The organism is Pseudoduganella sp. R-31, from assembly GCF_049913235.1.
GTDB lineage: Bacteria > Pseudomonadota > Gammaproteobacteria > Burkholderiales > Burkholderiaceae_D > Rugamonas.
The window spans coordinates 5,983,214-6,004,528 of the sequence record NZ_CP183986.1; the positions used below are offsets into that span (position 1 = coordinate 5,983,214).

The window sequence follows — 21,315 nt, forward strand, 5'->3', positions numbered from 1 at the left end:
TGTCACTTCAAATCGGGAAGCAATGCAATCGTGCGTGCCGTGGCGCCGCGGTGGGTATTGGCAAAGGTCTGCGCATGCGCGCCCATGGCGCCGCGCGCTGCGCTGTCGGCCAGCAGGCGCGCAGCCTGGTGCATCAGGCCGTCGCTGTTCGGCACGCGCACCGCGCCGCCCTGCTGCAGGCAGTCTTCGGTGGCTTGCGCAAAATTGAAAGTGTGCTCGCCGACGATGATCGGCTTGCCCAGTGCGGCCGGTTCAATCAGGTTCTGGCCGCCCAGCGGTTGCAGGCTGCCGCCGATGAAAGCCAGGTCGCAGGCCGAGTAGTAGGCAAACATCTCGCCCATCGAATCGCCCAGCACCACCTCGGTGGCCGGGTCGACCCTGGCGCCCGGCGCCGCCAGCGCTGAACGGCGCTGCAGCGACAGGCCGCGTTCTGTCACCATTGCCGCGACTTCGTCGAAGCGCTGCGGATGGCGCGGCACGATCAGCAGCAGCACATCCTGCGGCAGCGATGCGCGCGCAGCCTGGAAGGCTTCCAGGATGAGGCCTTCTTCGCCTTCGCGCGTGCTGGCGCACAGGAATACCGGGCGCACACCGAACTGCTGGCGCAACTGCGCGCCGGTTGCCAGCGCCGCTTGCGGGATCACGACGTCGAACTTGATGCTGCCGGTCACGCTCACATTGCTGGCGCCCAGCGCGCGGATGCGCAGGGCATCGGCCTCGGTCTGGGCTGCCACCAGCGTGATGCCTTGTGCCGCATCTCGGATCACCTTGCCGAAGCGTTGCGCCTTGCCCAGCGACCGCTCGCTCAAGCGCGCGTTGGCCAGGACCACCGGCACCTTGTCGCGCTGGCATTGCAGGATCAGGTTCGGCCATACCTCGGTCTCCATCAGGATGCAGACACGCGGTTCGAAATGACGAATGAAGCGCGCCACCAGCAGCGGCATGTCGTAGGGCAGGTAGGATTGCACCACGCGTGCACCATGCTTGCCGAACAGGCTCTTGCCGGTCGCGCGGCCGGTAGGGGTCATGCAGGTCAGCACGATGCGGGCCTGCGGGTATTTCTTCAACAGCGCATCGACCAGCGGTTCGGCAGCGCGCGTCTCGCCCACCGAAACTGCATGCACCCAGATGGTGGCCGGTTCATCGTTGGCGGCGCGCGCGCCATACATGCCAAGCCGCTCGCCCCAATGCTGGCGGTAGCCCGGCTCCTTGCGGCCGCGCCACCACAGGCGGCCCAGCACCAGCGGCAAAGCCAGCCACCACATGAATGTATAAAAGATCCGCATGCTCAGAGCAGGCTCCTGGACGCGGCCAGCACTTCCGCCACGCCGGGCGGCGAACCCTTGTCGCCGAGGTTGATGATGCGCGGCGACCAGTTGCCTTCGGTCTTCCAGCGCGGCGAGTCGGCATAGATTTCCACCACGGGACGCGAGAAAGCCGCCGCGATATGGGTCAGGCCCGTATCCACGCCGACCGCCAGCGCGGCGCGGCGCGCCAGCATGACGGCATCGGCCATCGACAGCTTCGGCAGCACCCGGGCATGCGGGATGCCGGCAGCCAGCGTTTCCGCTTCCGCCTTTTCCTTGTCCGAGCCCCACGGCAACAGCACGGGCATCGGCGCCAGCGCCTTGCCCAGCTCGATCCAGTTGGCAGGCGCCCATTTCTTGGCGTCGCGCGCCGTGCCGTGGAAGAACACGGCATAGGGCGCCTCCCCCATCCACTGCGGGCGCGCTTCGCTGGCCGGTACTTCAGGCAAGCCGAAATCGGCCGGATAATCCACCTTGAAGCCCAGCGCAGCGCCCACTACCAGGCGGCCGCGCGCCACCGCATGCGTGCGCGGGTCGAGCGGAATGCTCTTGCTGTGGAAGATGCGGGATATGCCTTCATAGCCCGAGCCTTCGCTGCCATTGGCCAGGCCGACCTTGTTCTTGCCGCGCGCGGCGCCCATGATGATGCCGGTCTTCAGCAAGCCCTGGGTGTCGAACACATAGTCATACTGCACTTCGCGCAGCTTGCGGAAGAAGGCCCCGATCTCGGCGCGCGTTTCCTTCTTGCCCAGGCTCTTGCGCCAGCGGCGCAGGCCCCACGGCAGGATATTGCGCACCATCGGGTTCAGGCGTACCAGGCTGACATAGCCCTCCTCCACCACCCAGTCGAGGTTCGCATCCGGGAAGTGGCGCTTGATGTCGGCCACGATCGGCATATTGTGCAGCACGTCCCCCAGCGACGAGACGCGCACGAGCAGGATATTCATTTAGAACGGCAGTTTCGCATCCGGCTTGGCGGCCAGGATCACATCGCGGAACTGGCCCTGGATGCGCGCCAGCGCCGCTGGCGATTCCGCCTCGAAGCGCATCACGATCACCGGGGTGGTATTCGAGGAACGCGCCAGGCCAAAACCATCGGCATATTCCACGCGCAGGCCGTCGATATCGATGACACGCTCATTGCCGGGGAATTTCGCCTCGGCCGCCAGCTTGGCCATCAGCGCATAATTTTCGCCTTCGTCCAGCTGCAGCTGCAGTTCCGGCGTGCTGTCCGACTTGGGCAAGGCGTTCAGCAGCGCCGAAGGATCGGCGTGGCGGGTCAGGATCTCCAGCATGCGCGCGCCGGCGTACAGACCATCGTCGAAACCGTACCAGCGGTCCTTGAAGAACACGTGGCCGCTCATTTCGCCGCCCAGCGGGGCGCCGGTTTCCTTCAGCCTGGCCTTCACCAACGAATGGCCGGTCTTGCACATCAGCGGCTTGCCGCCTGCCTGTTCTATGTACGCGGCCAGGTGGCGCGTGCATTTCACGTCGTACAGGATCTGCTCGCCCGGGTGTCGGGACAGAACGTCTTGCGCGAACAGCATCAGCTGGCGGTCAGGATAGATGACCTGGCCATCCTTGGTCACGATGCCGAGGCGGTCGCCGTCGCCGTCGAAGGCCAGGCCGATTTCAGCGTCGGTTTCCCGCAGCGCCCTGACCAGGTCCTGCAGGTTTTCCGGGTGCGCCGGGTCCGGGTGGTGGTTCGGGAAAGTGCCGTCCACTTCGCAGAACAATTCGACCACTTCGCAGCCCATGCCGCGATACAGGTCGCCCGCGAAGGCACCGGCCACGCCGTTGCCGCAATCGACGGCAATTTTGATCGGGCGCGCAATCTTCACGTCGCCGATGATGCGCTGCAAATATTGCGCGCGAATGTCGCAGGTGCCGTACTTGCCGGCGGCAGCCGCTGGCTGCAGGCCGGCTTCAATGGCGTGGTACAGGGCGGTGATGGCATCGCCATGGATCGCCTCGCCCTTCAGCACCATCTTGAAGCCGTTATAGTCCGGCGGGTTATGGCTGCCGGTCACCATGATGCCGGAACGGGTGTCGAGCACCTGGGTGCCGAAGTACACCATCGGCGTTGCCACCACGCCCAGGTCGATCACGTCGACACCGGCTGCCTGCAGGCCCTGCGCCAGTGCAGCGATCAGCCCCGGGCCGGACAGGCGGCCGTCGCGGCCGATCACCACGCTGCGCTCTCCCTTCGCGGCGGCAGCCAGGCCGAAGGCGTGGCCAACAGAGCGCGCCACGCCTTCGTCCAGCGTCTTGCCAATGATGCCGCGGATATCGTAAGCCTTGAAAATCGATTTAGAGAGAGCAACCATAGAAAAGAGAAAACAAATAGTAGAAATTGAATCGGCTCAGATGCGCAGCTGGTCGATCGACTTGCCGCCATCGACCCATTCCTTGACCCATTTCGGCTGGCGGCCGCGGCCGGTCCACTGCTCGGCAGCATTGGCAGGATTGCGATAGCGCGCTTCCACCTTGCCGCCCCTGTTGCGGGTGCCCGGGAAGCCAGCCAGCAATTCCTTCAGCGGCACGCCGGCTTGCTGCGCGATGGCGAATATCTGCTCGCGCGCCTTTTGCTTATCCATGCCTTCGCGCTGCTTTAATTCGCGCTTAATCTGCTCTTGCAGGTTGCGCAATTCAGGGGACGACAAATTCGACAGGTCCATCTTCCTATCCTTTATCAGATTTCGATGTCTGGGAATATACACGAAATCGGCTTAACGGATTTTCTTATGTCGGATCATCCAGCGCGGCGCTTTAAATCTGACGATACGTGCATATAGCCAGACATAACTCGCGATAAATAACAGGCAGAACAGCATCAGCACCCAGGTATAGGCCCAGAATACCGTGGCGGGAATCACCGCCATCAGCGAAAACATCCACAAATATGGCGAGGTCATCGAATTGCGGCGCACCAGCGCGCGCGCATCCTTGCGGCCCACCGCCCATTGCACCACGCGCCGGAAAATCAGGCTATGCAGGTGAATACCGTCCGGCATGGCCGGCGAAGTCCCGCGGATAAAGAAGCGGCGATAAACGCTGAACAGTGTTTCAAAGGTCGGATAAATTAACAGCAATACAGCATACCAAGTAGAAACTTGTGGATTGCGCATTACCAGCAACAGGGCCAATTCGCCCAGCATGAAGCCGATAAAATAGGCGCCGCCGTCGCCCAGGAATATCAGCCCGACCGGGTAATTCCAGATCAGGAAACCGGCAGTGGCGCCAGCCACCATCAGGGCCGCCACCAGCACGAACATATCGTTGACTTGAAGAGCAACATAGCCAAGCGACAGCAGCATGCAAATCGTCACCACGCTGGCCAGGCCATTGAAACCATCGATGATGTTGACGGCGTTGGCAATGCCGGCAACGGCCAGCACCGTGAGCGGCAGCGTAAACCACAGGTACGGCAGCGGCGTGGTGGAGAACATCCAGTCGATGCGGTCGATCCGGGCATCCATCAGGAAATAAGCCAGCAAGGCAGCAAACATGGTCAGCAGCAGGCGCCGGCGCGCGCTGACCTTGCCGGTATAGTCTTCGACAATGCCGCCGAGGAAGGCAAACAGGGCACACATGATCAGTGACAGCATCCAGCTGGTCATGACCGGCACGCGCCACACGGAAACGCAGGCGCTCAGTGCCACCGCCAGGAAAATCGACAGGCCGCCGATGCGGGCCACATGATGGGCATGCACTTTTTGCACGCCGCCGAAATCAGTGTCCAACGCAGGTCCATGCAAGCGCACTTCCTTGATGACCCACAGGGTCAAGAGTGCGGACGTGAAAAAGCTCACGAGGAAGGAAAACATTTGTTCTTATCAGTATAGTGAGCCAGCCGCCATTTACGCAGCGCGGCAAGAAAGATTGCTTGCGCGCTAAGCGGCGATTGTACCGTATGCACAGGGCGGGACGGGAAATTCTAGCCGATACCGTTGCGCCCAAGGTATTTCCTTACCAATTGATACCATTTGCCAAGCCGCCCGGCGCAGCGCTCCGCCGGATGCGCTGATCATGCGTTATCCTATTGCCATGAAAACTTATGTAGTGGGCGACCTGCAGGGTTGCCACGGCGAGACAGTCACCCTGGTCGAAAAGATCCTGGACACCGAGCATGCCGCCGGAAATGAACCGCCAGCCATCCTCTTTTGCGGCGACTTGATCAACCGCGGCCCCGACTCGCTGTCCACCCTGCGCTATGTGCAGGCCCTGAGCCAGGGCAGCGACGGCCGCATCGACGCCGTGCTGGGCAACCATGACCTGCACCTGCTGGCCGTGGCCAACGGCATTCGCCCCGAGTCGAGTTCCGACACCATCGAGCATATCCTGGCGGCGGCCGACCGCGACCCGCTGCTGCACTGGCTGCGCCTGCGCCCGATGGCCATCATGCGCCGCGGCCACCTGCTGGTGCATGGCGGCGTGCTGCCGCAATGGACGGCGCAGCAGGCCATGGCGCTGGCCGGCGAGGTGGAAGCAGCCCTGCGCGGCGACGAATGGGTCGGCTTCCTGCGCGAAATGTACGGCAACCAGCCCGATCGCTGGGACGATGCGCTGACCGGAGCCGCGCGCTTGCGCTGCATCGTCAATGCCCTGACCCGCATGCGCTTTTGCAGCGCCGAAGGCGTGATGGATTTCAAGATGAAGGAATCGGCGCATGCCGATCCATCGACCGGTCTGATGCCGTGGTTCGAGGTGCCGGGCCGCCGCACCAGCGATACCACCGTGGTGTTCGGGCATTGGTCGGCGCTGGGCCTGCGCATCATGCCGCGCCTGATTGCACTTGACAGCGGATGCGTGTGGGGCGGCAAGCTGTCGGCCGTCTGCCTGGACGACCGCAGCCTGCTGCAGGTGGATTGCCCGGAGTACCGGACGGTTTAGTGCTTCGACGTCCCGTCAGGCGGCGCCGAAGCCTGCGCCTGGGACTGGCCGTCGGCCTTGGCCGGTTCGCCGCCGCCTTCCGTGGCGGCGGGCGCCTCGCCTTCAGCCGGCGCTGCGGCGGCAGGCGCGAAAGTGGCCGCCATCAATTCCTTGTAGGCTTCCGATTTGCGCAGCGGTTCCAGGTTGGCGCTGCCCTTGATCGCCTCTTCATCGGTAAAACCGTTGACGATCGCCGTCTCCAGCGACGCCATGGCCGCATTCTTGCGGCCCAGCTGCGCCTGGGCCTGGGACAGAAGGAACCAGGACTCGGCTTCCTTGGGCGCCTTGAGCGTGGCCGCGTAAGCCTTGTCGGCCGCAATGCCATAGTTCTTCTGCGCCAGGCTTTCCGTGGCCTGCGTGCGCAGGGTCTTGGCGTTGGTGAAGGTGTCGCCGCAGGCCGCCAACAGCAGGCAGGCTGCCAGCACGCTGATCCTGGTCATGCTGATTGCTCCTGTAAAGTTTCGGCCTCGGGCACGATGCCCAGGGCTGCACCGATGGCAGCGTGGCTCGCGGCCGCCAGCTCGCGGCGATGGGCGCCCTCGCCCGGCATCGCTTCCAGCACCGCGAGGCGCGCGCGCACCGGCTTGCCATCGAGGATATTCACCACGCTTTGCACGAAAGTCATGTCGCCGATGAAGTCCACCGACGGATGCGCCTGGCCCGCTGCATCGACGTAGGACAAGGCGAACGGCTGCACCAGCACCTTGCCGTCCACCGCCGCCTCAAACAGGTTGGCATGAAAAGGCAGCAGCGTGCCTTGCGCGGCGGTCGTCCCTTCCGGGAAAAAGGCCACGCGCTGGCCATCCTGCAGCGCATGCACCAGGCCCTTGAAGATGTTGCGCAGTTCGCGCTTGTTGCCGCGTGCGATAAACACCGTGCCCGCCTGCGCCACCAGCCAGCCGGCCAAGGGCCAGTCGCGGATTTCCGCCTTGGCCACGAAGCGGCATGGATACAGCGCATTGATGACGAAGATGTCCAGCCACGAAATGTGGTTGCAGACGATCATGCCCTGCTCCAGCGGCGCCGCGCTGCCTGGCGCCATCTGCACGCTGACGTTGCAGATGGCCAGCAGCTGGCGCGACCAGCGCCGGACATGGCCGTTGCGCTTTGCCGTCCCGATGAAGGGGAAGATGAAAGCGCAAGTGGCCATGCCCGCCAGCAGGTGCACCGCCATGCGCCCGATGCGCAGCACCAGGCGCCAATCGAGATTGCGTTTAGCTGGCTGCGCGCTCATACGCCACTTGGCCCGCAACGATGGTCGCCTGCACCTGTCCCGCCAGCTCATAGCCGAGGAACGGGGTGTGCTTGCCCTGGCTGGCCAGCGCGCTGCCGGTGACGGTCCAGCGCGCGGCCGGGTCGAACACCACCACGTCGGCCACGCTGCCCACGCCAAGCTGGCCGGCCTGCGCCAGGCCGGCTACGCGTGCCGCATCACAGGTGACGCGCGCCACGGCGCGCGACAGCGCATCGTCCTTGCCTTGCAGCCCCGCATAATCGTCGGCCCACTTGATGGCCAGGGACAGCAGCAGTTCCAGGCCGGTAGCTCCCGGCGAAGCTTCGCCGAACGGCAGCAGCTTTTCGTCGTCGTCGCACGGCGTGTGGTCCGAGCACATCGCATCGATGGTGCCGTCCAGCAGGCCGGCGCGGATCGCCTCGCGGTCGCGCTGGGTGCGGAATGGCGGATCCATGCGCGCATTGGAATCGAAGAAGTTGATGTCGGTGTCGGTCAGGTGCACATGGTGTGCGCCGACGTCGCAGGTGATCGGCAAGCCTTCGGCCTTGGCGGCGCGCACCAGCTCCAGGCCGGCTGCCGACGACATGCGGCACAGGTGGACCTTGGCGCCGGTCGAGCGCATCAGCTCGAAGATGGTGTGCAAGGCGATGGTCTCGGCCATCACCGGTACGCCGGACAGGCCCAGGCGCGAAGCCAGCGGGCCGCTGTTTGCCACGCCGCCGCGGCCGATCCAGGCGTCCTGCGGGCGCAGCCAGATGGTGAAGCCGAAGGTGGCTGCATACTGCATGCAGCGCTGCAGCACGGTGGTGTCCTTGATCGGGGTTTCGGCCTGCGAAAAGCCGATGCAGCCGGCGCCGGTCAGCTCCACCAGCTCGGTCAGGGCCTCGCCTTTCAGGCCATGGGTCAGCGCGCCCAGCGGATGCACGTGGGCCTGGTTCAGGCCGCGCGCGCGGTGCTTCAGCATTTCCACCAGGCCCGGCTCGTCGAGTACCGGGTCGGTGTCGGGCGGGCACACCAGGGAAGTCACGCCGCCCTGCACTGCCGCCTGCATTTCAGATTTCAGCGTAGCCTTGTATTCGAAGCCCGGCTCGCGCAGGCGCGCAGACAGGTCGACCAGGCCCGGCGCCACGACCTTGCCGGCGGCGTCGATGGTGCGGCCGGCCTGGAAGCCGGCCGGCGCGCTGCCGATGGCGGCAACCTTGCCGTCCACGATGTACAGGTCTTGCTTGGAATCGATCTTGTTGGCCGGATCGATCAGTCGGCCGTTTTGGATAAGTACGTTCATTTTTATGCTTGCGTGCCTGCCAGGATGCTCATTACCGCCATGCGGACTGCGATACCGAAGGTGACCTGCGACAGGATCACCGCTTGCGGGCCGTCGGCCACGGCGGAGTCGATCTCCACGCCGCGGTTCATCGGGCCCGGGTGCATCACGATGGCGTCGGGCTTGGCCAGCGCCAGGCGCTCCGGCGTCAGGCCGTAGGCGCGGAAGTACTCGCCGGCGGACGGCAGCAGCGCCCCGCTCATGCGCTCGTTCTGCAGGCGCAGCATGATGATCACGTCGACGTCCTTCAAGCCTTCATCCATGTTGGTGAAGGTACGCACGCCCAGCTGCTCCAGGCCGCCCGGCAGCAGCGTGTGCGGGCCGATGGCGCGGATTTCCGGCACGCCCAGCGTGGTCAGGGCGTGGATGTCGGAACGGGCCACGCGGCTGTGCAGGATGTCGCCCACGATCGCCACGCGCAGGTTGGTGAAGTCCTTCTTGTAGTGGCGGATGGTGTACATGTCCAGCAGGCCCTGCGTGGGGTGCGCGTGGCGGCCGTCGCCCGCGTTCACCACGTGCACGTGGTTCTGCTTCGTATCCTGCAGGTGCTTGGCGATCAGGTAGGGCGCGCCGGACTGCGAGTGGCGCACCACGAACATGTCGGCGTGCATGGCCGACAGGTTGTCGATGGTGTCCAGCAGAGACTCGCCCTTGCTGGCGGAGGACGCCGCGATGTTCAGGTTGATCACGTCGGCCGACAGGCGCTTGGCCGCGATCTCGAAGGTGGTGCGGGTACGGGTGGAATTCTCGAAGAACAGGTTGAAAACGCTTTTGCCGCGCATCAGCGGGACCTTCTTCACTTCGCGGTCCGACACGGACACGAAAGAGGAGGCGGTATCGAGGATCTGGTTGATGATGGCCTTCGGCAGGCCCTCGGTCGTCAGCAGGTGCTGAAGCTCGCCGTGTTTGTTGAGTTGCGGATTAAGCATGGTTCTGTTCAAGAGTCAGGGAAAACTTTCCGTCGCCGGTTTGCTGCAGGCGCAGCGCCTGGCCCGGCGCGCAGCGCGTGTGCGCCGCCACGAAATCGGCAGCCACCGGCAATTGGCGTTCGCCGCGGTCCACCAGCGAGGCGAGCATGATGCGCGCCGGGCGGCCGTAGTCGAACAATTCGTTGATGGCGGCACGGGTGGTGCGGCCGGTGTAGAGCACGTCGTCCACCAGCACGATGGTGGCGCCGTTGACGTCAAAACCGATGTGGGTCGGTTTCACTTCGGCCGGCAGGCCCTTCTTCGCGTAATCGTCGCGGTAGAAGGACACATCCAGCACGCCCAGGCGCGCCGCCAGGCCCAGGTCCTTGGCCAGGCGCTCGGCGATCCAGGCGCCGCCGGAGTGGATGCCGACGATGGCGGGATCATTGGCGCCGGCGATACCGGCCTTCACCTGCTCGAGCAGGCTGGCGTACAGCGCTTCGGCGTCAAGCTGTTGGGGATCAGTGTGGGACATATTCGTCAAAGTATTGTTGGAGGATGATGGCAGCGGCACGGTCGTCGATGATCTCGCCGCGCTTGGCGGCAATCATCGCGGACGAGTAGCGCTCGTCGACCAGCACCACGGGAAGGTTGAAGCGGCCGTTCAGCTGATTGGCGAACCTGCGGCAGCGCGCCGTCATGTCGTGCTCTGCCCCGTCCGGGTGGAAAGGCAGGCCGACAACCAGCCTGGTCGGCCCCCATTTGTCGATCAGGGCCTTGATCTCGGCGAAGCGAGCATCGTTGACGGTGGATTGAATGACGGCCAGGGGGGTGGCCTGGCCGATCATTGTGTTTCCCATTGCGACACCAACGCGTTTGATGCCGAAGTCGAAGCCTAAAACAGTTTCCGGACTATGCATGACCCGCTTCAGAGTTGAGCATCAGGGGGTCGAAGCCCAGCAGCTTGATGGCGGCCTGGTAGCGGTCCTCGATCGGCACATCGAACACGATGCGCGGGTCGGCGGCCACCGTCAGCCAGCCATTGCGGGCCAGCTCGTCTTCCAGCTGGCCGGGGCTCCAGCCCGCGTAGCCGATCGACACCATCATGCGTTCGGGTCCCTGGCCGCGGGCCACGGCTTCCAGCACGTCGATGGAGGTGGTGAAGGCGACGTCGTTGGTTACCGTCAGCGAAGACGAATAGTGCGCGCCCGGGGTATGCAGCACGAAACCGCGGTCATCCTGCACCGGGCCGCCGAACATGATCGGCTCCGACTCCAGGTGGCGCTCGGCGGCGGACGACACTTCCAGGTCGATCCGGTCGAACAGCACTTCCATGGTCATGTCGGTAGGTTTGTTGATCACGACGCCCAGCACGCCGTTCTCATTGTGTTCGCATACATACACGACCGTGCCGCCAAAGATCGGGTCTTGCATGGATGGCATGGCAATCAGGAAATGATTCGCCAGGTTGAGCGCAGGGGCAGTCATAGGCGCCTTTAGCTCCTTCAGTTCACTAGTTTCCGGTAACAATCCCGGCACAGGCATGCTTCTGGTCAATTTGACTTTTTTCATGATTGCTCTCTATGCAGGACTGTTAAGAGTTCTTTACTGTAATATCCGCGCTGCAACTGCCGGATATACCCACAGTTTACTATGAATTGCTGATCCAGCCATGAAAAACGCCCTTGTCTGGTTGCGCCGGGACCTTCGCCTGTTCGATCATGCCGCCATGCATCACGCTCTGGCCTCTGCAGGGACAGTGTACTTGGCCTTTATTTTCGACCGCGCCATCCTGGATCGGCTCCCCGCTGCCGACCGGCGGGTCGAGTTTATCCACGATACGCTGGCGGCCCTTGCTGCTGAGCTGGAAGCGGCTGGCGGGCACCTGATCGTGCGGCATGGCCTTGCCGAAACAGCAATTCCCGCGCTGGCGGCCGAGCTCGATGCGGATGCCGTTTTCGCCAACCATGACTATGAGCCGGCCGCCATTGCCCGCGACGACGCCGTGGCCCGCAGCCTGCGCGCTGCCGGCCGTGAACTGCGCACCTTCAAGGACCAGGTGGTGTTCGAGCGCGACGAAGTGCTGACCCAGGCCGGCCAGCCGTTTTCCGTGTTTACGCCCTACAAGAACGCCTGGCTGCGCAAGCTGGAAGCGGATCCCTCGGCACTGGTGCCGTACACCGTGGAGCCGGGCCGCTTCGCACCGGGCGGCAGCACGCTGCCGGCGCTGGCCGATCTTGGTTTCGAGCGCACCAACCTGCATGAACTGGGCATCGGCGACGGCCCGCAGCTGTTCGACGAGTTCCTGGGCCGGATCGCCGGCTACGGCGTGGCGCGCGACTACCCGGCCATCAAGGGGCCGTCCTACCTGTCGATGCACCTGCGCTTTGGCACCGTGTCGATCCGCCACCTGGTGCGCACCGTGATGACCCTGTCGGCGCGCGGCGCGGCAGGCGAAGGCGGCGCGGTGTGGCTGTCGGAACTGATCTGGCGCGAGTTCTACATGCAGATCCTGTACCACCATCCGCACGTGGTGGATGGCGCCTTCAAGCCGGCCTACGACAGGATCGAATGGGAAACCGGGCCGCAGGCCGACCAACTGTTCGCGGCCTGGTGCGAAGGCCGCACCGGCTATCCACTGGTGGATGCGGCCATGCTGCAGCTAAACCGGACCGGCTATATGCACAACCGCCTGCGCATGGTGACGGCCTCTTTCCTGTGCAAGGATCTGGGGATCGACTGGCGCCGCGGCGAAGCCTACTTCGCGCTGCATCTGAATGATTTCGACCTGGCGGCCAACAACGGCGGCTGGCAATGGGCGTCGTCGTCGGGCTGCGATGCGCAGCCCTACTTCAGGATTTTCAATCCGGTCACGCAGTCGCAGAAGTTCGATCCGGAGGGGAAATTCATCAAGCGCTACCTGCCGCAGCTAGCCGGTTTGCCGGCCAAGGAGATCCACCTGCCGCGCAATCCGGTCGTCGACCACGACCAGGCGCGCCAGCGCACGCTCGAGCGCTACGAAGTCGTCAAGAAATAAAAAGGGCAGGCGCTGTGGCCTGCCCTTTGGTCCGCTGCTGCGCGCCTCAAGCCCGTTGAGGCAGCAGGCCGGCGATGGCGCCGAGCAGGATATCTTCCTGGAACGGCTTGCCGAAGTAGGCATTCACGCCCAGTTGCAGCGCGTAGTTGCGGTGCTTGTCCGCCGAACGCGAGGTGATCATGATGATCGGGATCTCCTTGGTGCGTTCGTCGCCGCGCACGTTGCGGGTCAGGTCGAAGCCGTCCATGCGCGGCATTTCGATGTCGACCAGCATCAGTTCCGGCAAGCGGTCCTGCAACTGTTCCAGCGCATCCACGCCGTCTTTTGCCAGCATGACGTGGTAGCCTTCGCGCTCCAGCAGGCGCTGGGTCACCTTGCGCACGGTGAGCGAATCGTCCACCACCATGACGGTGCCATGCGCGCGGGTCGGTTCCACCGGTTCGGCGCTGCCGCCGGCCGGCGCCGGCGCCGGAGTCGCGGCAGTGCGCGGCGCCAGTTCCGGATGCTGCGCCACGTGCAGCTGCAGCGCCACCGGATTCAGGATCAGCACGATCTCGCCCGAACCGAGCACGGTTGCGCCGGCGATGCCGGGCATGCGCGACAGCTGTGGGCCGATGTTTTTGATCACCACCTCGCGGTTGCCGAGGATCTCATCGACGTGCAGCGCGACACGGTCGGTACCGTTACGCAGCATCATCACCGGCGAAGAGCGTTGCAGCAGCGGACGCGCTTCCCCATCGCCCAGCAAGGTTGCCAGGTAGCGCAGCGGCACGTGCTGGCCATGGTGCACCACGGCGCCCTTGGCGGTAGCTTCGGCCAGTGCCCCTTCCTTCAGTTGCAGCACCTGCTCCACCATCAGCGCCGGCACCGCGTGGGTGCGGCCGCCGGCGGAGATCAGCACCACCTGGGTCACGGCCAGCGTCAGCGGCAGGCGGATCGTGAAGCGGGTGCCCTTGCCTGGCTCGGTGAAGGTTTCCACGCGGCCGCCCAGGGCTTGCGCCTCGGACAGCACGATGTCCATGCCCACGCCGCGGCCGGCCAGTTCGGTCAGCGTATCGGCAGTGGAGAAGCCCGGCTGGAAGATCAGGTTGGACGCTTCGGCATCGCTGACCACCTGGTCGTCGGCCAGCAGGCCGACGCTGCGCGCCTTGGCGCGGATGCGTTCCAGGTCCAGGCCGGCGCCGTCGTCGCTGAACTCCAGCACCACTTCGTTACCCTGCTGGCTGACCTGCACCAGCAGCTCGCCGGTCTCGCCCTTGCCGTGTTCAACGCGGCGTTCGCGCGGCTCGATGCCGTGCACGATGGCGTTACGCAGCAAGTGTTCGAACGGCGCGGCCATGCGTTCCAGAACGCTGCGGTCCATTTCCACGCCGCCGCCGCGGATGTCCAGGTTGACGCGCTTGTCGGTTTCTTTCGCGCCCTGGCGGGCCACGCGGAACAGACGCTCGGACACGCTGTTGAACGGCACCATGCGCACGCGCATCAGGTCTCGCTGCAGGTCACGCGTCATGCGCGCTTGCTGCGTCAAGTCGCCGGTGGCGCCGTCGATGGAACGGATCAGGCCTTCGTGGAAGGAGGCCACGTCGTTCACCGATTCGGCCATCATGCGGGTCAGTTCCTGCAGGCGGGTGAAGCGGTCGAACTCCAGCGGATCGAATTCGCGCTCGCCGGCAATCGACATGCGCGAAGCGATCTGCGACTCGGCTTGCATTTCGACTTCGCGCAGCTGGCGGCGCAGGCGATTCAAGTTTTCCTGGAAGTCCGATACCGAGGTACGCAGCGAGGTCACTTCGTTTTCCAGGCGCGAACGGGTGATCGACACTTCACCGGCCTGGTTCACCAGGCGGTCGAGGATGTCTGCACGCACACGCACCAGCGGCGAGGCCTTGGCGCCTTCCGCTTCGTCGCCGCCGCGTGCCGCCGTGCCAGGCGCTGCCGCCAGGCGCGCAGCCAGGGCGCTGAGCGAAGGCTGGGCTGCGCCTTGCGCTGCCGGCGCGCGGGCATCGGCGGCCGGTGCTGCGGCTGCCGCTTGCGCGGCGGCCATGGCAGCTGCATAGGCTTCCGGATTTTGCAGTTGTTCGAACAGCAGCAGCGCGTGGTCGTAGTGCGCCATCAGCTCGTCGAACGAGTGCTGGGAGGCGCTACCTGCGTGCACCATGTTTTCAATGTGCGTTTCGATTTCGTGCGCGTGCTGGCCCAGGCGCATCGCGCCGGCCATGCGGGCGCTGCCCTTCACGGTGTGCAGCACGCGCTGCAGGCTGTGGGCGTGGCTGAAATCGGTCGGCTTGGCGTGCCAGGCGCGCAGCGATTCGCCGATCTGCGGCAGCAGGTCGGTGCCTTCTTCCAGGAACACAGGCAGCAGGTCCGGGTCCAGTTCGTCGTGGATGTCGGACGGGCTGGCGCCCAGCAGGTGCGGGGTTTCCGGCAGTTCGACCACCTGCACTTCGCTTGCAGCGGCGTGGTCCAGGTCGACCGCATCTTCTTCGATGGCTTCGCCGGCAGCCAATGCCGTGGCATCGATGGCGTCGACTTCCATCGCGGCTTCGGCAGTGGCAGCATCGGCTTCGGCCAGCAGCGCGGCTTCCTCGATGTCCCCGGTGGCAGGTTCGGGTTCGGCTTCGGCAACGGCCGGCTCGGCAATCTGCTCGATGGCCGGGGCAGCGGCTTCTTCGACGACCGGCGCAGCGGCCTGCTCGACGACTGGTTCGGCAGTTTCCTCGGCGACCGGCACCGGGGTTTCTTCGACCAGCAGCGCATCGATCTGCTCGAGGTCCGGTGCGGCAGCTTCTTCGACCACCGGCGCGGCGATTTCCTCGACCGCCGGTTCAGCGGCTTCGGCGACGATCTCTTTGGCTTCGCCCGGCTCCACCAGGCGCAGCGTTTCTGCGGCAGGCCCGGCCTGCTTCAGTTCAGGCGCATCGAAAGCGTCATCGAAAGCGGCATCGAACAGGTTATCGATGTTGCCGTCCTGCGCGACAACTTCCTGCTTCGGCTGCTCTGCGTGTGCCGTTTCTGCCGGCGGTTCGGCGACCAGGCTGTGGTAAGTATCGCTGAACAGGTTGTCGAGGCGCTGTTCCAGCTGCGCGCTGGCTGGCTCGCCGACAATGCTGTCCAGGCGTTCGTCGAGTTCCTGGCCGACTTCCGGCGGATGCGCCAGTTCGTCGCGCAGCTTGTGCAGCGCTTCGATCAATTCCGGCTGTTCCGGCGGCAGCTCGCCGGTGGCAAAGCTTTGCAGCATCTGGCGCACGCGCTCGATCGTGAAATCGAACAGGTCGTGTTGCGCATCGTCCAGGTGCGGCGCTGGCGGTTGCAGTTCCTGCAGCGTGATTTCCAGCGCATAGGACAGCTCACGCAGCGGCTTGAAGCCCACCGTGCCGGAGGTGCCGGTCAGGGTATGCACCGCCTGCAACGCCTCCGGATTCACCGGACGCTGCTCGTGGCGCCATTCGCCGAAATCTTGCGACAGCAGGCGTACCAGTTCGTCGGTTTCCGCCATGTAGATGTTGTACAGCGGCAGCGGGATCGCCAGGCGCCCCACGAACTTCATATTGTCTTCCGCCGGCGGCTCTGGTGGCGTTGGCGCGGTAGCAGTCGGGAATTCGATGACGTTGGTTGGGCGGGCCGTTGCCGCTTCCGTTTCCAGCGCCTCGACGACCAGCGGCTCGTCCAGCGTCAGGGCAGGTTCGGGCTCGGTGACTTCGATCGCGTCCAGGTCAAAGGACAGGTCGGCAGGCAGTGCTTCGATCACTTCCTCGGCCGCTTCCGGCGCGGCTCCCTCAGCCGCCGCCTCGGCGCCGGCAGGCTCCACGACGATTGGCTCGGCCAGTGCCGGGGCCTCGATCGCGTCCACTGCAGCCTCGATCTCGACGCCGGCTGCTTGCGGCGCACTTGGCGCCGCGGCAGGCAGGGTGCCCGCAGCAGGACGCTCGAACACGCCAGTGTCCTGCACGCGCGTGGCAGCGTCGACGATCGGTTTTTCCTGGCGCGCAGAATTGCCCGTGCTGGCCAGTTCATCCACCCATGCCGACATCTCTTCGCTCGCAAATTCGAGCAGGCCGAACAGGTCTTCGGTGGCACGGCGCTCTTCTGCCAGCCACAGGTTCATCACCTTCTCGATCGAATGCGCGCCGTCGCCGAAGCGATTCAGGCCCACCATGCGGCTGCTGCCCTTCAGCGTGTGGAAGGAACGGCGCAGCATGGTCATCGTGTCCAGGCTGGAAATCTCGCTGTGCGGACGCGCCAGCGTCTCGCGCACGAAGGCCAGCACTTCCTGCGCCTCGCCGATGAAGATTTCCAGCAGTTCCGCTTCCACCGCCTCGTCGCCGGCGGCGCCGGCTTCGGGAACGGGCGCGGTCAGCACCGGCTCAGGGGCCGCTTCCGGCTCCGGCAGCGCCTCCTCCAGCACCGGGATCGACTCCGGGCCGGAGATTTTCTTGAACGGCACGGCACGGAACGTACCGTGTTCCGGATCGAAGGCGAACCGCTCGCGCGCGCCGGATGGATTCTGCGCCAGCATATCGACGAAGAAGCCCAGCGCGCCCACGTTCTGGGCGATCTCGTCGAGCGCCCTGGCTTCGTGCGCCTCATCGAACTGGCCCGATGCCAGGCGGCCGATCTCGATGCGCACGTGCGCCGCGGCGTTCATTGCATCGTCCTGGTCCAGGATGGCGCAGGCGCCGTGCAGCTGGTGCAGCACCTTGTCCAGGTCCGACAGTTCGGCGCGGCGCGCCGGGTCGGTGTAATACTCGTCCAGCATCTTCTCGACCTGGCGCAAGCCGGTCTTCATTTCCAGCGCCAGGGCGACGACGGTATCTTCTTCGTGCAGCTGGCGGGCCAGGCCGCCCTGCCACTGCGCCGGCTCCGGCGCCGCGCCGCCGGCCTGCAAGGCTTGCAGGCGCGCCGCGATGGTGTCGGCGTGGACGTTGAAATCGTCCGGCAGGTGGCGGATCTGGGCGATGCCGTGCTCGGCGAACAGCAGTGCCGTCGCCATTTCCAGCCCCAGCGCCTCGCTGCGGCGCGTGCCCACGGTATTGCGTGCCGACTCCGCCAGCTGGCGCAGCAACGCTGCCAGCGCGCCCAGGCCCAGCATTTCGCTGGCCACGGCCGCCTTGGCCAGGGACTGGCCGAAATCGTTATCGAGTTCCGGATTGTTTTCGTTCTGTTCGATGCGCTGCCAGACCGAACGCGCGTGGGCGATGCCCTCGCGCGCAGCGGCCAGCGAAGCGTCGTCAATACGGCCGTAGCGGCGCGTCTCGAAATCGTGCGGCACCATGCCGTCCAGCGCATAGCCGGCGCGCAGCTGGCGCGCCAGCGGCGGCAGGGTTTCCGGATCGGCCGAGGCGATGAAGAACAGCGCCTCTTTCAGCACATTGTCCGGCAGTTCGGGCGAACCGGCCGACAGGCGGCGCAGTTGCAGGTTGATCAGGCCGAACAGCTGCTTGACGTAGCGGTTGCTTTCCTGCTGGCCGCTCACCACCAGTTCGGCGAAGGCCTGCATGGCGCGCCAGAACACGCGCGCCTTATGCTCGCCTTGCTGGTCTGCCACGTCGGTAATGGCTGCCTGCAGCGCCGCGGCATGGATCGCCTGGCTGCCGGCGTCGGCCGCCTTCAGGTAGGGCAGCAGCGCGCGCTCGAAGCGCTGGCGCAGGGCCTTGTAATCGGGGGCGCCGCCCGGCGCGCCGGCCGATGGCAGCGCCGCCGGCAGTTCCGGCACATGCGATACGTCGGGGAAGAACAGGTCGGCCGGGTGGACCCGGTCGATGCCCAGCAAATCCTGGATATCGCGGAAGAAGGGGAACAGGCGCACCGGCTGGAACGGGGCGCCGGACAGGAGCTCCTCCAGGAACTCTACCAGCGCCTGGTACATATTGGCCAGCAGCTGCGCATGGTCCGGCGTGCATTTCAGCGTGCCGTCGCGCATGCGGTCCAGCACCACTTCCGCCAATTGCGTCAGCAGCGCGACGCCGTCCACGTCCACCATCTGCAGGGCGCCGTGCGCCTGGTGCAGGTGGGACTTGGCATGCATCAGCGCCGTGGTCTGGTCTTCCGCATCTCGCCCGCCGGCTTCGAACAGCGCCGTGCGGGAACGGGCCAGCGCTTCGCGGATTTCACCCATGACCCAGGACAGCGGGCCGGTGTCGTATTGCGGCAAAGCGGTGAACGAAAGATCAGGTTTGCTCATAGATTCTAAAAATTAAGCGGCAACTTGGGCACTAATCAGGCACTCATCAGGCGCCGACGCGGAATCGCGACACGGAGTTCTTCAGCTCCTGCGCCAGCGAGGTCAGTTTGCGAACCGAGCTCGCGGTTTGCTGGGTACCATCCTGGGTTTGCTGCGTTACCTGCAGGATGTGCTGCATATTGTGCGCCACGCCGTTTGCGGACGTCGCCTGCATGCCGGTTGCGTAGGAAATACCCTGAATCAGTTCCGCCAGGCGGTTCGAAACCTGCGAGATGTCCTGCAGTGCGGTACCTGCCGCGTCGGACAGCTTGGCACCTTCGACCACACCCTGCGTGGATTTTTCCATTGCCGCCACCGCGTCGTGGGTGTCGGTCTGAATGGTCTTCACCAGCGCACCGATCTGCTTGGCCGCTTCGGCGGAGCGTTCCGCCAGTCGCTGAACCTCTTCCGCAACCACCGAGAAGCCTCGGCCTGCCTCACCTGCCGATGCCGCCTGGATCGCCGCGTTCAGCGCCAGCACGTTGGTCTGTTCGGTAATGTCGGAAATCAGCTCGGTGATCTCGCCAATCTCCTGCGAGGATTCGCCCAGTCGCTTGATGCGCTTCGAGGTTTCCTGGATCTGCTCGCGGATCTCGTCCATACCCTTGATCGCGTTCTGCACCGCTTCCGCACCCTGGCGCGCCGCATCAACCGACTGGCGCGCAACGTCCGCCGATTCGGCCGCGCTGCGCGACACGTCGGTAATTTCGTTGGCCATCTTCACAACGGTGTTGGATGCGTCCTGGATCTCCTTCGACTGCGCTGCCGATGCTGCCAGCAGGTCGTTGGAAATACCCTGTGCGTGGGTCGATGCCGAGGTAACCTGTTCCGCGGTGATCGTCACACGGCCTACCAGGCCGCGCAGCTCTTCCACGGTGTAGTTAACCGAGTCGGCAATCGCGCCGGTAATGTCTTCCGACACGGTTGCCTGCACGGTCAAGTCACCGTCCGCCACTTCCTGCAGTTCGTTCATCAGGCGCAAAATTGCGGCCTGGTTCTGCTCGTTAATGGCCTTGGTTTCTTCTTCCTGCTGCTGCGCTTTCAGGCGCATCGCTTCCGCTTCCTGGCGGCGGCGCTCGGAAGCGCGGCCACGGTTCTGCGAATCGAGCAGCAGCACGCGGCCGATCGCCGCAGCGGAGACCAGGGTCACCGTCAGGCCAACCACCATCAGCCAGAACGAGATACCCAGCGAGTCCTGCTGCTCGCGCAGCTTGGTCTGCAGGTTGGCGAAGTTGGCACGAACGTCTTCGTTCTCGTTGAACAGCAGTCGTTCCGCGCTCTTCGCAGCGGAGAATTTTTCCAGACGGTCCAGAATGAACTTGACCAGCTTGTCGTAGTCTTCGAAGCCTTTCTTCAGCGCCTGCAGGTTTTCGCGGGTCTCGCCATCCTTCACGGCCGGCAGGCCGAGCTGGTCGCTGCCGCCCAGGAAACCGTCCACGGTCTGGCGGAACACGGTCGCGTCGCGCCCCAGCTGGAACGCGGTCTCGGACGAGGAAACGCCGCCCTCGGTCAGGAAGTTCGAAGCGCTACGGCTCATGCGCTGGGTCAGCATGCCCAGCTTGCCCAGGGCCGCCAGTTCCTTGGCGCTGCCGCCCTGCTTCAGGCGCGCCGATGCGACTTCCTCGGTCAGCGACAGCAGGTCAGGCGACATGGCGTTGAGCTTTTGCAGGGTCTCGTCCAGACCGGCCAAGTCCCATTTGTATTTGGCGATGGTGGCGGCAGCCTTGTCGGAAGCGGTCCACTTCTTGCGGGCATCGTTCAGGGTCGGCAATACCGCGCCCGGGGCCGACAACACCGAGTGGCCGGCATAGCGGCCGCCGTCGGCCAGCGCCAGCAGCGCGCGATTCAGTTCGCTGCGGCTGTCCTCCAGCTGCTTGATCGCCTGCTGGTTGCCCTTAATCGCGTTTGGCGCCGCCTTGCCGATACGCTGCGAGTGCATCAGCACGTCGGAAGCGATCTGGGTACGGGTCGACGTCACGCCGCTGTTGTACGCGTTCCACGCCACGAAGACCACCGACAGCAGCAGCGATACGCCCAGCGTGGTGGACAGCAGGCTCAGCTGGCGCGCGCTGGGCAGGTGGCCGATCAGCGGCAGCTTGACGTTGGCCGCAGCCTCGCCCACCGAGCTGGTACGCAGGCGCTGCAGCAAGCCGCGCGCGCCTTCCGCCGCTTCCGGGGTAACGCTTTCGGTCGCTGCCGGTTGTTCAGCAGTGTCAACGGCCGCCTCTGGCGACGCGCCTTCGTACTGAGAATTGTTAAAGTTGGCAAACTCCGAATTGGAACCCAGCTCGGCGCTGGCCTCCGGTGCGGAGCGCGACAAAAATTTAAATGCCATTACTACGTCCCCCGATAG

16 protein-coding genes are annotated in these 21,315 nt (G+C 64.9%); 2 read left to right on the plus strand and 14 right to left on the minus strand.

The features are described 5' to 3' along the window. Positions 1 to 2 precede the first annotated feature (2 nt). The 5 genes from waaA to ACN9MY_RS27280 are packed head-to-tail and all read right to left on the minus strand — an operon-like array spanning position 3 to position 5,134. A complete protein-coding gene (gene waaA / locus ACN9MY_RS27260; RefSeq protein ID WP_426336404.1) occupies positions 3 to 1,286 on the minus strand; it encodes a lipid IV(A) 3-deoxy-D-manno-octulosonic acid transferase in 1,284 nt (427 codons plus the stop codon). Between the two features lie 2 nt (positions 1,287 to 1,288). After that, on the minus strand, positions 1,289 to 2,254 hold the full coding sequence (gene waaC, locus ACN9MY_RS27265) for a lipopolysaccharide heptosyltransferase I (protein ID WP_426319240.1): 966 nt from the start codon (positions 2,252 to 2,254) through the stop codon (positions 1,289 to 1,291). After that, entirely contained in the window at positions 2,255 to 3,634 is a 1,380-nt protein-coding gene (locus ACN9MY_RS27270; RefSeq protein ID WP_426319241.1) for a phosphomannomutase/phosphoglucomutase, read from the minus strand. It abuts the gene before it with no gap. A 36-nt stretch (positions 3,635 to 3,670) separates the two neighbouring features. Next, entirely contained in the window at positions 3,671 to 3,985 is a 315-nt protein-coding gene (locus tag ACN9MY_RS27275; protein ID WP_426319242.1) for an H-NS family nucleoid-associated regulatory protein, read from the minus strand. Between the two features lie 51 nt (positions 3,986 to 4,036). Then, complete coding sequence (locus ACN9MY_RS27280) at positions 4,037 to 5,134, minus strand: MraY family glycosyltransferase (protein ID WP_426164781.1); 1,098 nt, start codon at positions 5,132 to 5,134, stop codon at positions 4,037 to 4,039. Positions 5,135 to 5,354: 220 nt separating this feature from the next. Between ACN9MY_RS27280 and ACN9MY_RS27285 the strand changes: the two genes are divergently transcribed. Continuing rightward, a complete protein-coding gene (locus ACN9MY_RS27285; protein ID WP_426323866.1) occupies positions 5,355 to 6,200 on the plus strand; it encodes a symmetrical bis(5'-nucleosyl)-tetraphosphatase in 846 nt (281 codons plus the stop codon). Here ACN9MY_RS27285 and ACN9MY_RS27290 read toward each other — a convergent pair. From ACN9MY_RS27290 to ACN9MY_RS27320, 7 genes are read right to left on the minus strand one after another with little or no spacing between them, the layout of a single operon-like run. Then, entirely contained in the window at positions 6,197 to 6,679 is a 483-nt protein-coding gene (locus ACN9MY_RS27290; protein WP_426164783.1) for a hypothetical protein, read from the minus strand. The two genes, ACN9MY_RS27285 and ACN9MY_RS27290, sit on opposite strands and share 4 nt — an antisense overlap. Next, positions 6,676 to 7,473 (minus strand): lysophospholipid acyltransferase family protein, encoded by a 798-nt coding sequence (locus ACN9MY_RS27295; protein WP_426319243.1) that lies wholly within the window; start codon positions 7,471 to 7,473, stop codon positions 6,676 to 6,678. Before ACN9MY_RS27295 ends, ACN9MY_RS27290 begins: the two co-directional genes overlap by 4 nt. Next, a complete protein-coding gene (locus ACN9MY_RS27300) occupies positions 7,454 to 8,758 on the minus strand; it encodes a dihydroorotase (protein WP_426164787.1) in 1,305 nt (434 codons plus the stop codon). The genes ACN9MY_RS27295 and ACN9MY_RS27300 overlap by 20 nt, the downstream gene beginning before the upstream one ends. A gap of 2 nt (positions 8,759 to 8,760) precedes the next feature. Beyond that, on the minus strand, positions 8,761 to 9,726 hold the full coding sequence (locus ACN9MY_RS27305) for an aspartate carbamoyltransferase catalytic subunit (RefSeq protein ID WP_426164789.1): 966 nt from the start codon (positions 9,724 to 9,726) through the stop codon (positions 8,761 to 8,763). Then, a complete protein-coding gene (gene pyrR / locus ACN9MY_RS27310; protein WP_426164791.1) occupies positions 9,719 to 10,240 on the minus strand; it encodes a bifunctional pyr operon transcriptional regulator/uracil phosphoribosyltransferase PyrR in 522 nt (173 codons plus the stop codon). The genes ACN9MY_RS27305 and pyrR overlap by 8 nt, the downstream gene beginning before the upstream one ends. Beyond that, positions 10,227 to 10,565, minus strand: a complete 339-nt coding sequence (gene ruvX / locus ACN9MY_RS27315) for a Holliday junction resolvase RuvX (RefSeq protein ID WP_426319244.1) — start codon at positions 10,563 to 10,565, stop codon at positions 10,227 to 10,229. The genes pyrR and ruvX overlap by 14 nt, the downstream gene beginning before the upstream one ends. A 52-nt stretch (positions 10,566 to 10,617) precedes the next feature. Beyond that, on the minus strand, positions 10,618 to 11,193 hold the full coding sequence (locus ACN9MY_RS27320) for a YqgE/AlgH family protein (protein ID WP_426319245.1): 576 nt from the start codon (positions 11,191 to 11,193) through the stop codon (positions 10,618 to 10,620). Positions 11,194 to 11,377: 184 nt separating this feature from the next. Here ACN9MY_RS27320 and ACN9MY_RS27325 point away from each other — a divergent pair, with 184 nt between their 5' ends. Next, positions 11,378 to 12,742: a cryptochrome/photolyase family protein gene (locus ACN9MY_RS27325; RefSeq protein ID WP_426319246.1), complete on the plus strand. Its 1,365-nt coding sequence runs from the start codon at positions 11,378 to 11,380 to the stop codon at positions 12,740 to 12,742. A 46-nt stretch (positions 12,743 to 12,788) separates the two neighbouring features. Here ACN9MY_RS27325 and ACN9MY_RS27330 read toward each other — a convergent pair whose 3' ends face one another. Continuing rightward, positions 12,789 to 18,923, minus strand: coding sequence for an Hpt domain-containing protein (locus tag ACN9MY_RS27330; protein ID WP_426319247.1), 6,135 nt, complete (start codon positions 18,921 to 18,923; stop codon positions 12,789 to 12,791). Positions 18,924 to 18,969: 46 nt separating this feature from the next. Beyond that, positions 18,970 to 21,297: a methyl-accepting chemotaxis protein gene (locus ACN9MY_RS27335; protein WP_426164801.1), complete on the minus strand. Its 2,328-nt coding sequence runs from the start codon at positions 21,295 to 21,297 to the stop codon at positions 18,970 to 18,972. Positions 21,298 to 21,315: the final 18 nt, after the last annotated feature.

Coding starts and splice junctions, on each gene's coding strand:
- waaA (WP_426336404.1), bottom strand. CDS start 1,286: ATGCGGATCTTTTATACATTCATGTGGTGGCTGGCTTTGCCGCTGGTG.
- waaC (WP_426319240.1), bottom strand. CDS start 2,254: ATGAATATCCTGCTCGTGCGCGTCTCGTCGCTGGGGGACGTGCTGCAC.
- ACN9MY_RS27270 (WP_426319241.1), bottom strand. CDS start 3,634: ATGGTTGCTCTCTCTAAATCGATTTTCAAGGCTTACGATATCCGCGGC.
- ACN9MY_RS27275 (WP_426319242.1), bottom strand. CDS start 3,985: ATGGACCTGTCGAATTTGTCGTCCCCTGAATTGCGCAACCTGCAAGAG.
- ACN9MY_RS27280 (WP_426164781.1), bottom strand. CDS start 5,134: ATGTTTTCCTTCCTCGTGAGCTTTTTCACGTCCGCACTCTTGACCCTG.
- ACN9MY_RS27285 (WP_426323866.1), top strand. CDS start 5,355: ATGAAAACTTATGTAGTGGGCGACCTGCAGGGTTGCCACGGCGAGACA.
- ACN9MY_RS27290 (WP_426164783.1), bottom strand. CDS start 6,679: ATGACCAGGATCAGCGTGCTGGCAGCCTGCCTGCTGTTGGCGGCCTGC.
- ACN9MY_RS27295 (WP_426319243.1), bottom strand. CDS start 7,473: ATGAGCGCGCAGCCAGCTAAACGCAATCTCGATTGGCGCCTGGTGCTG.
- ACN9MY_RS27300 (WP_426164787.1), bottom strand. CDS start 8,758: ATGAACGTACTTATCCAAAACGGCCGACTGATCGATCCGGCCAACAAG.
- ACN9MY_RS27305 (WP_426164789.1), bottom strand. CDS start 9,726: ATGCTTAATCCGCAACTCAACAAACACGGCGAGCTTCAGCACCTGCTG.
- pyrR (WP_426164791.1), bottom strand. CDS start 10,240: ATGTCCCACACTGATCCCCAACAGCTTGACGCCGAAGCGCTGTACGCC.
- ruvX (WP_426319244.1), bottom strand. CDS start 10,565: ATGGGAAACACAATGATCGGCCAGGCCACCCCCCTGGCCGTCATTCAA.
- ACN9MY_RS27320 (WP_426319245.1), bottom strand. CDS start 11,193: ATGACTGCCCCTGCGCTCAACCTGGCGAATCATTTCCTGATTGCCATG.
- ACN9MY_RS27325 (WP_426319246.1), top strand. CDS start 11,378: ATGAAAAACGCCCTTGTCTGGTTGCGCCGGGACCTTCGCCTGTTCGAT.
- ACN9MY_RS27330 (WP_426319247.1), bottom strand. CDS start 18,923: ATGAGCAAACCTGATCTTTCGTTCACCGCTTTGCCGCAATACGACACC.
- ACN9MY_RS27335 (WP_426164801.1), bottom strand. CDS start 21,297: ATGGCATTTAAATTTTTGTCGCGCTCCGCACCGGAGGCCAGCGCCGAG.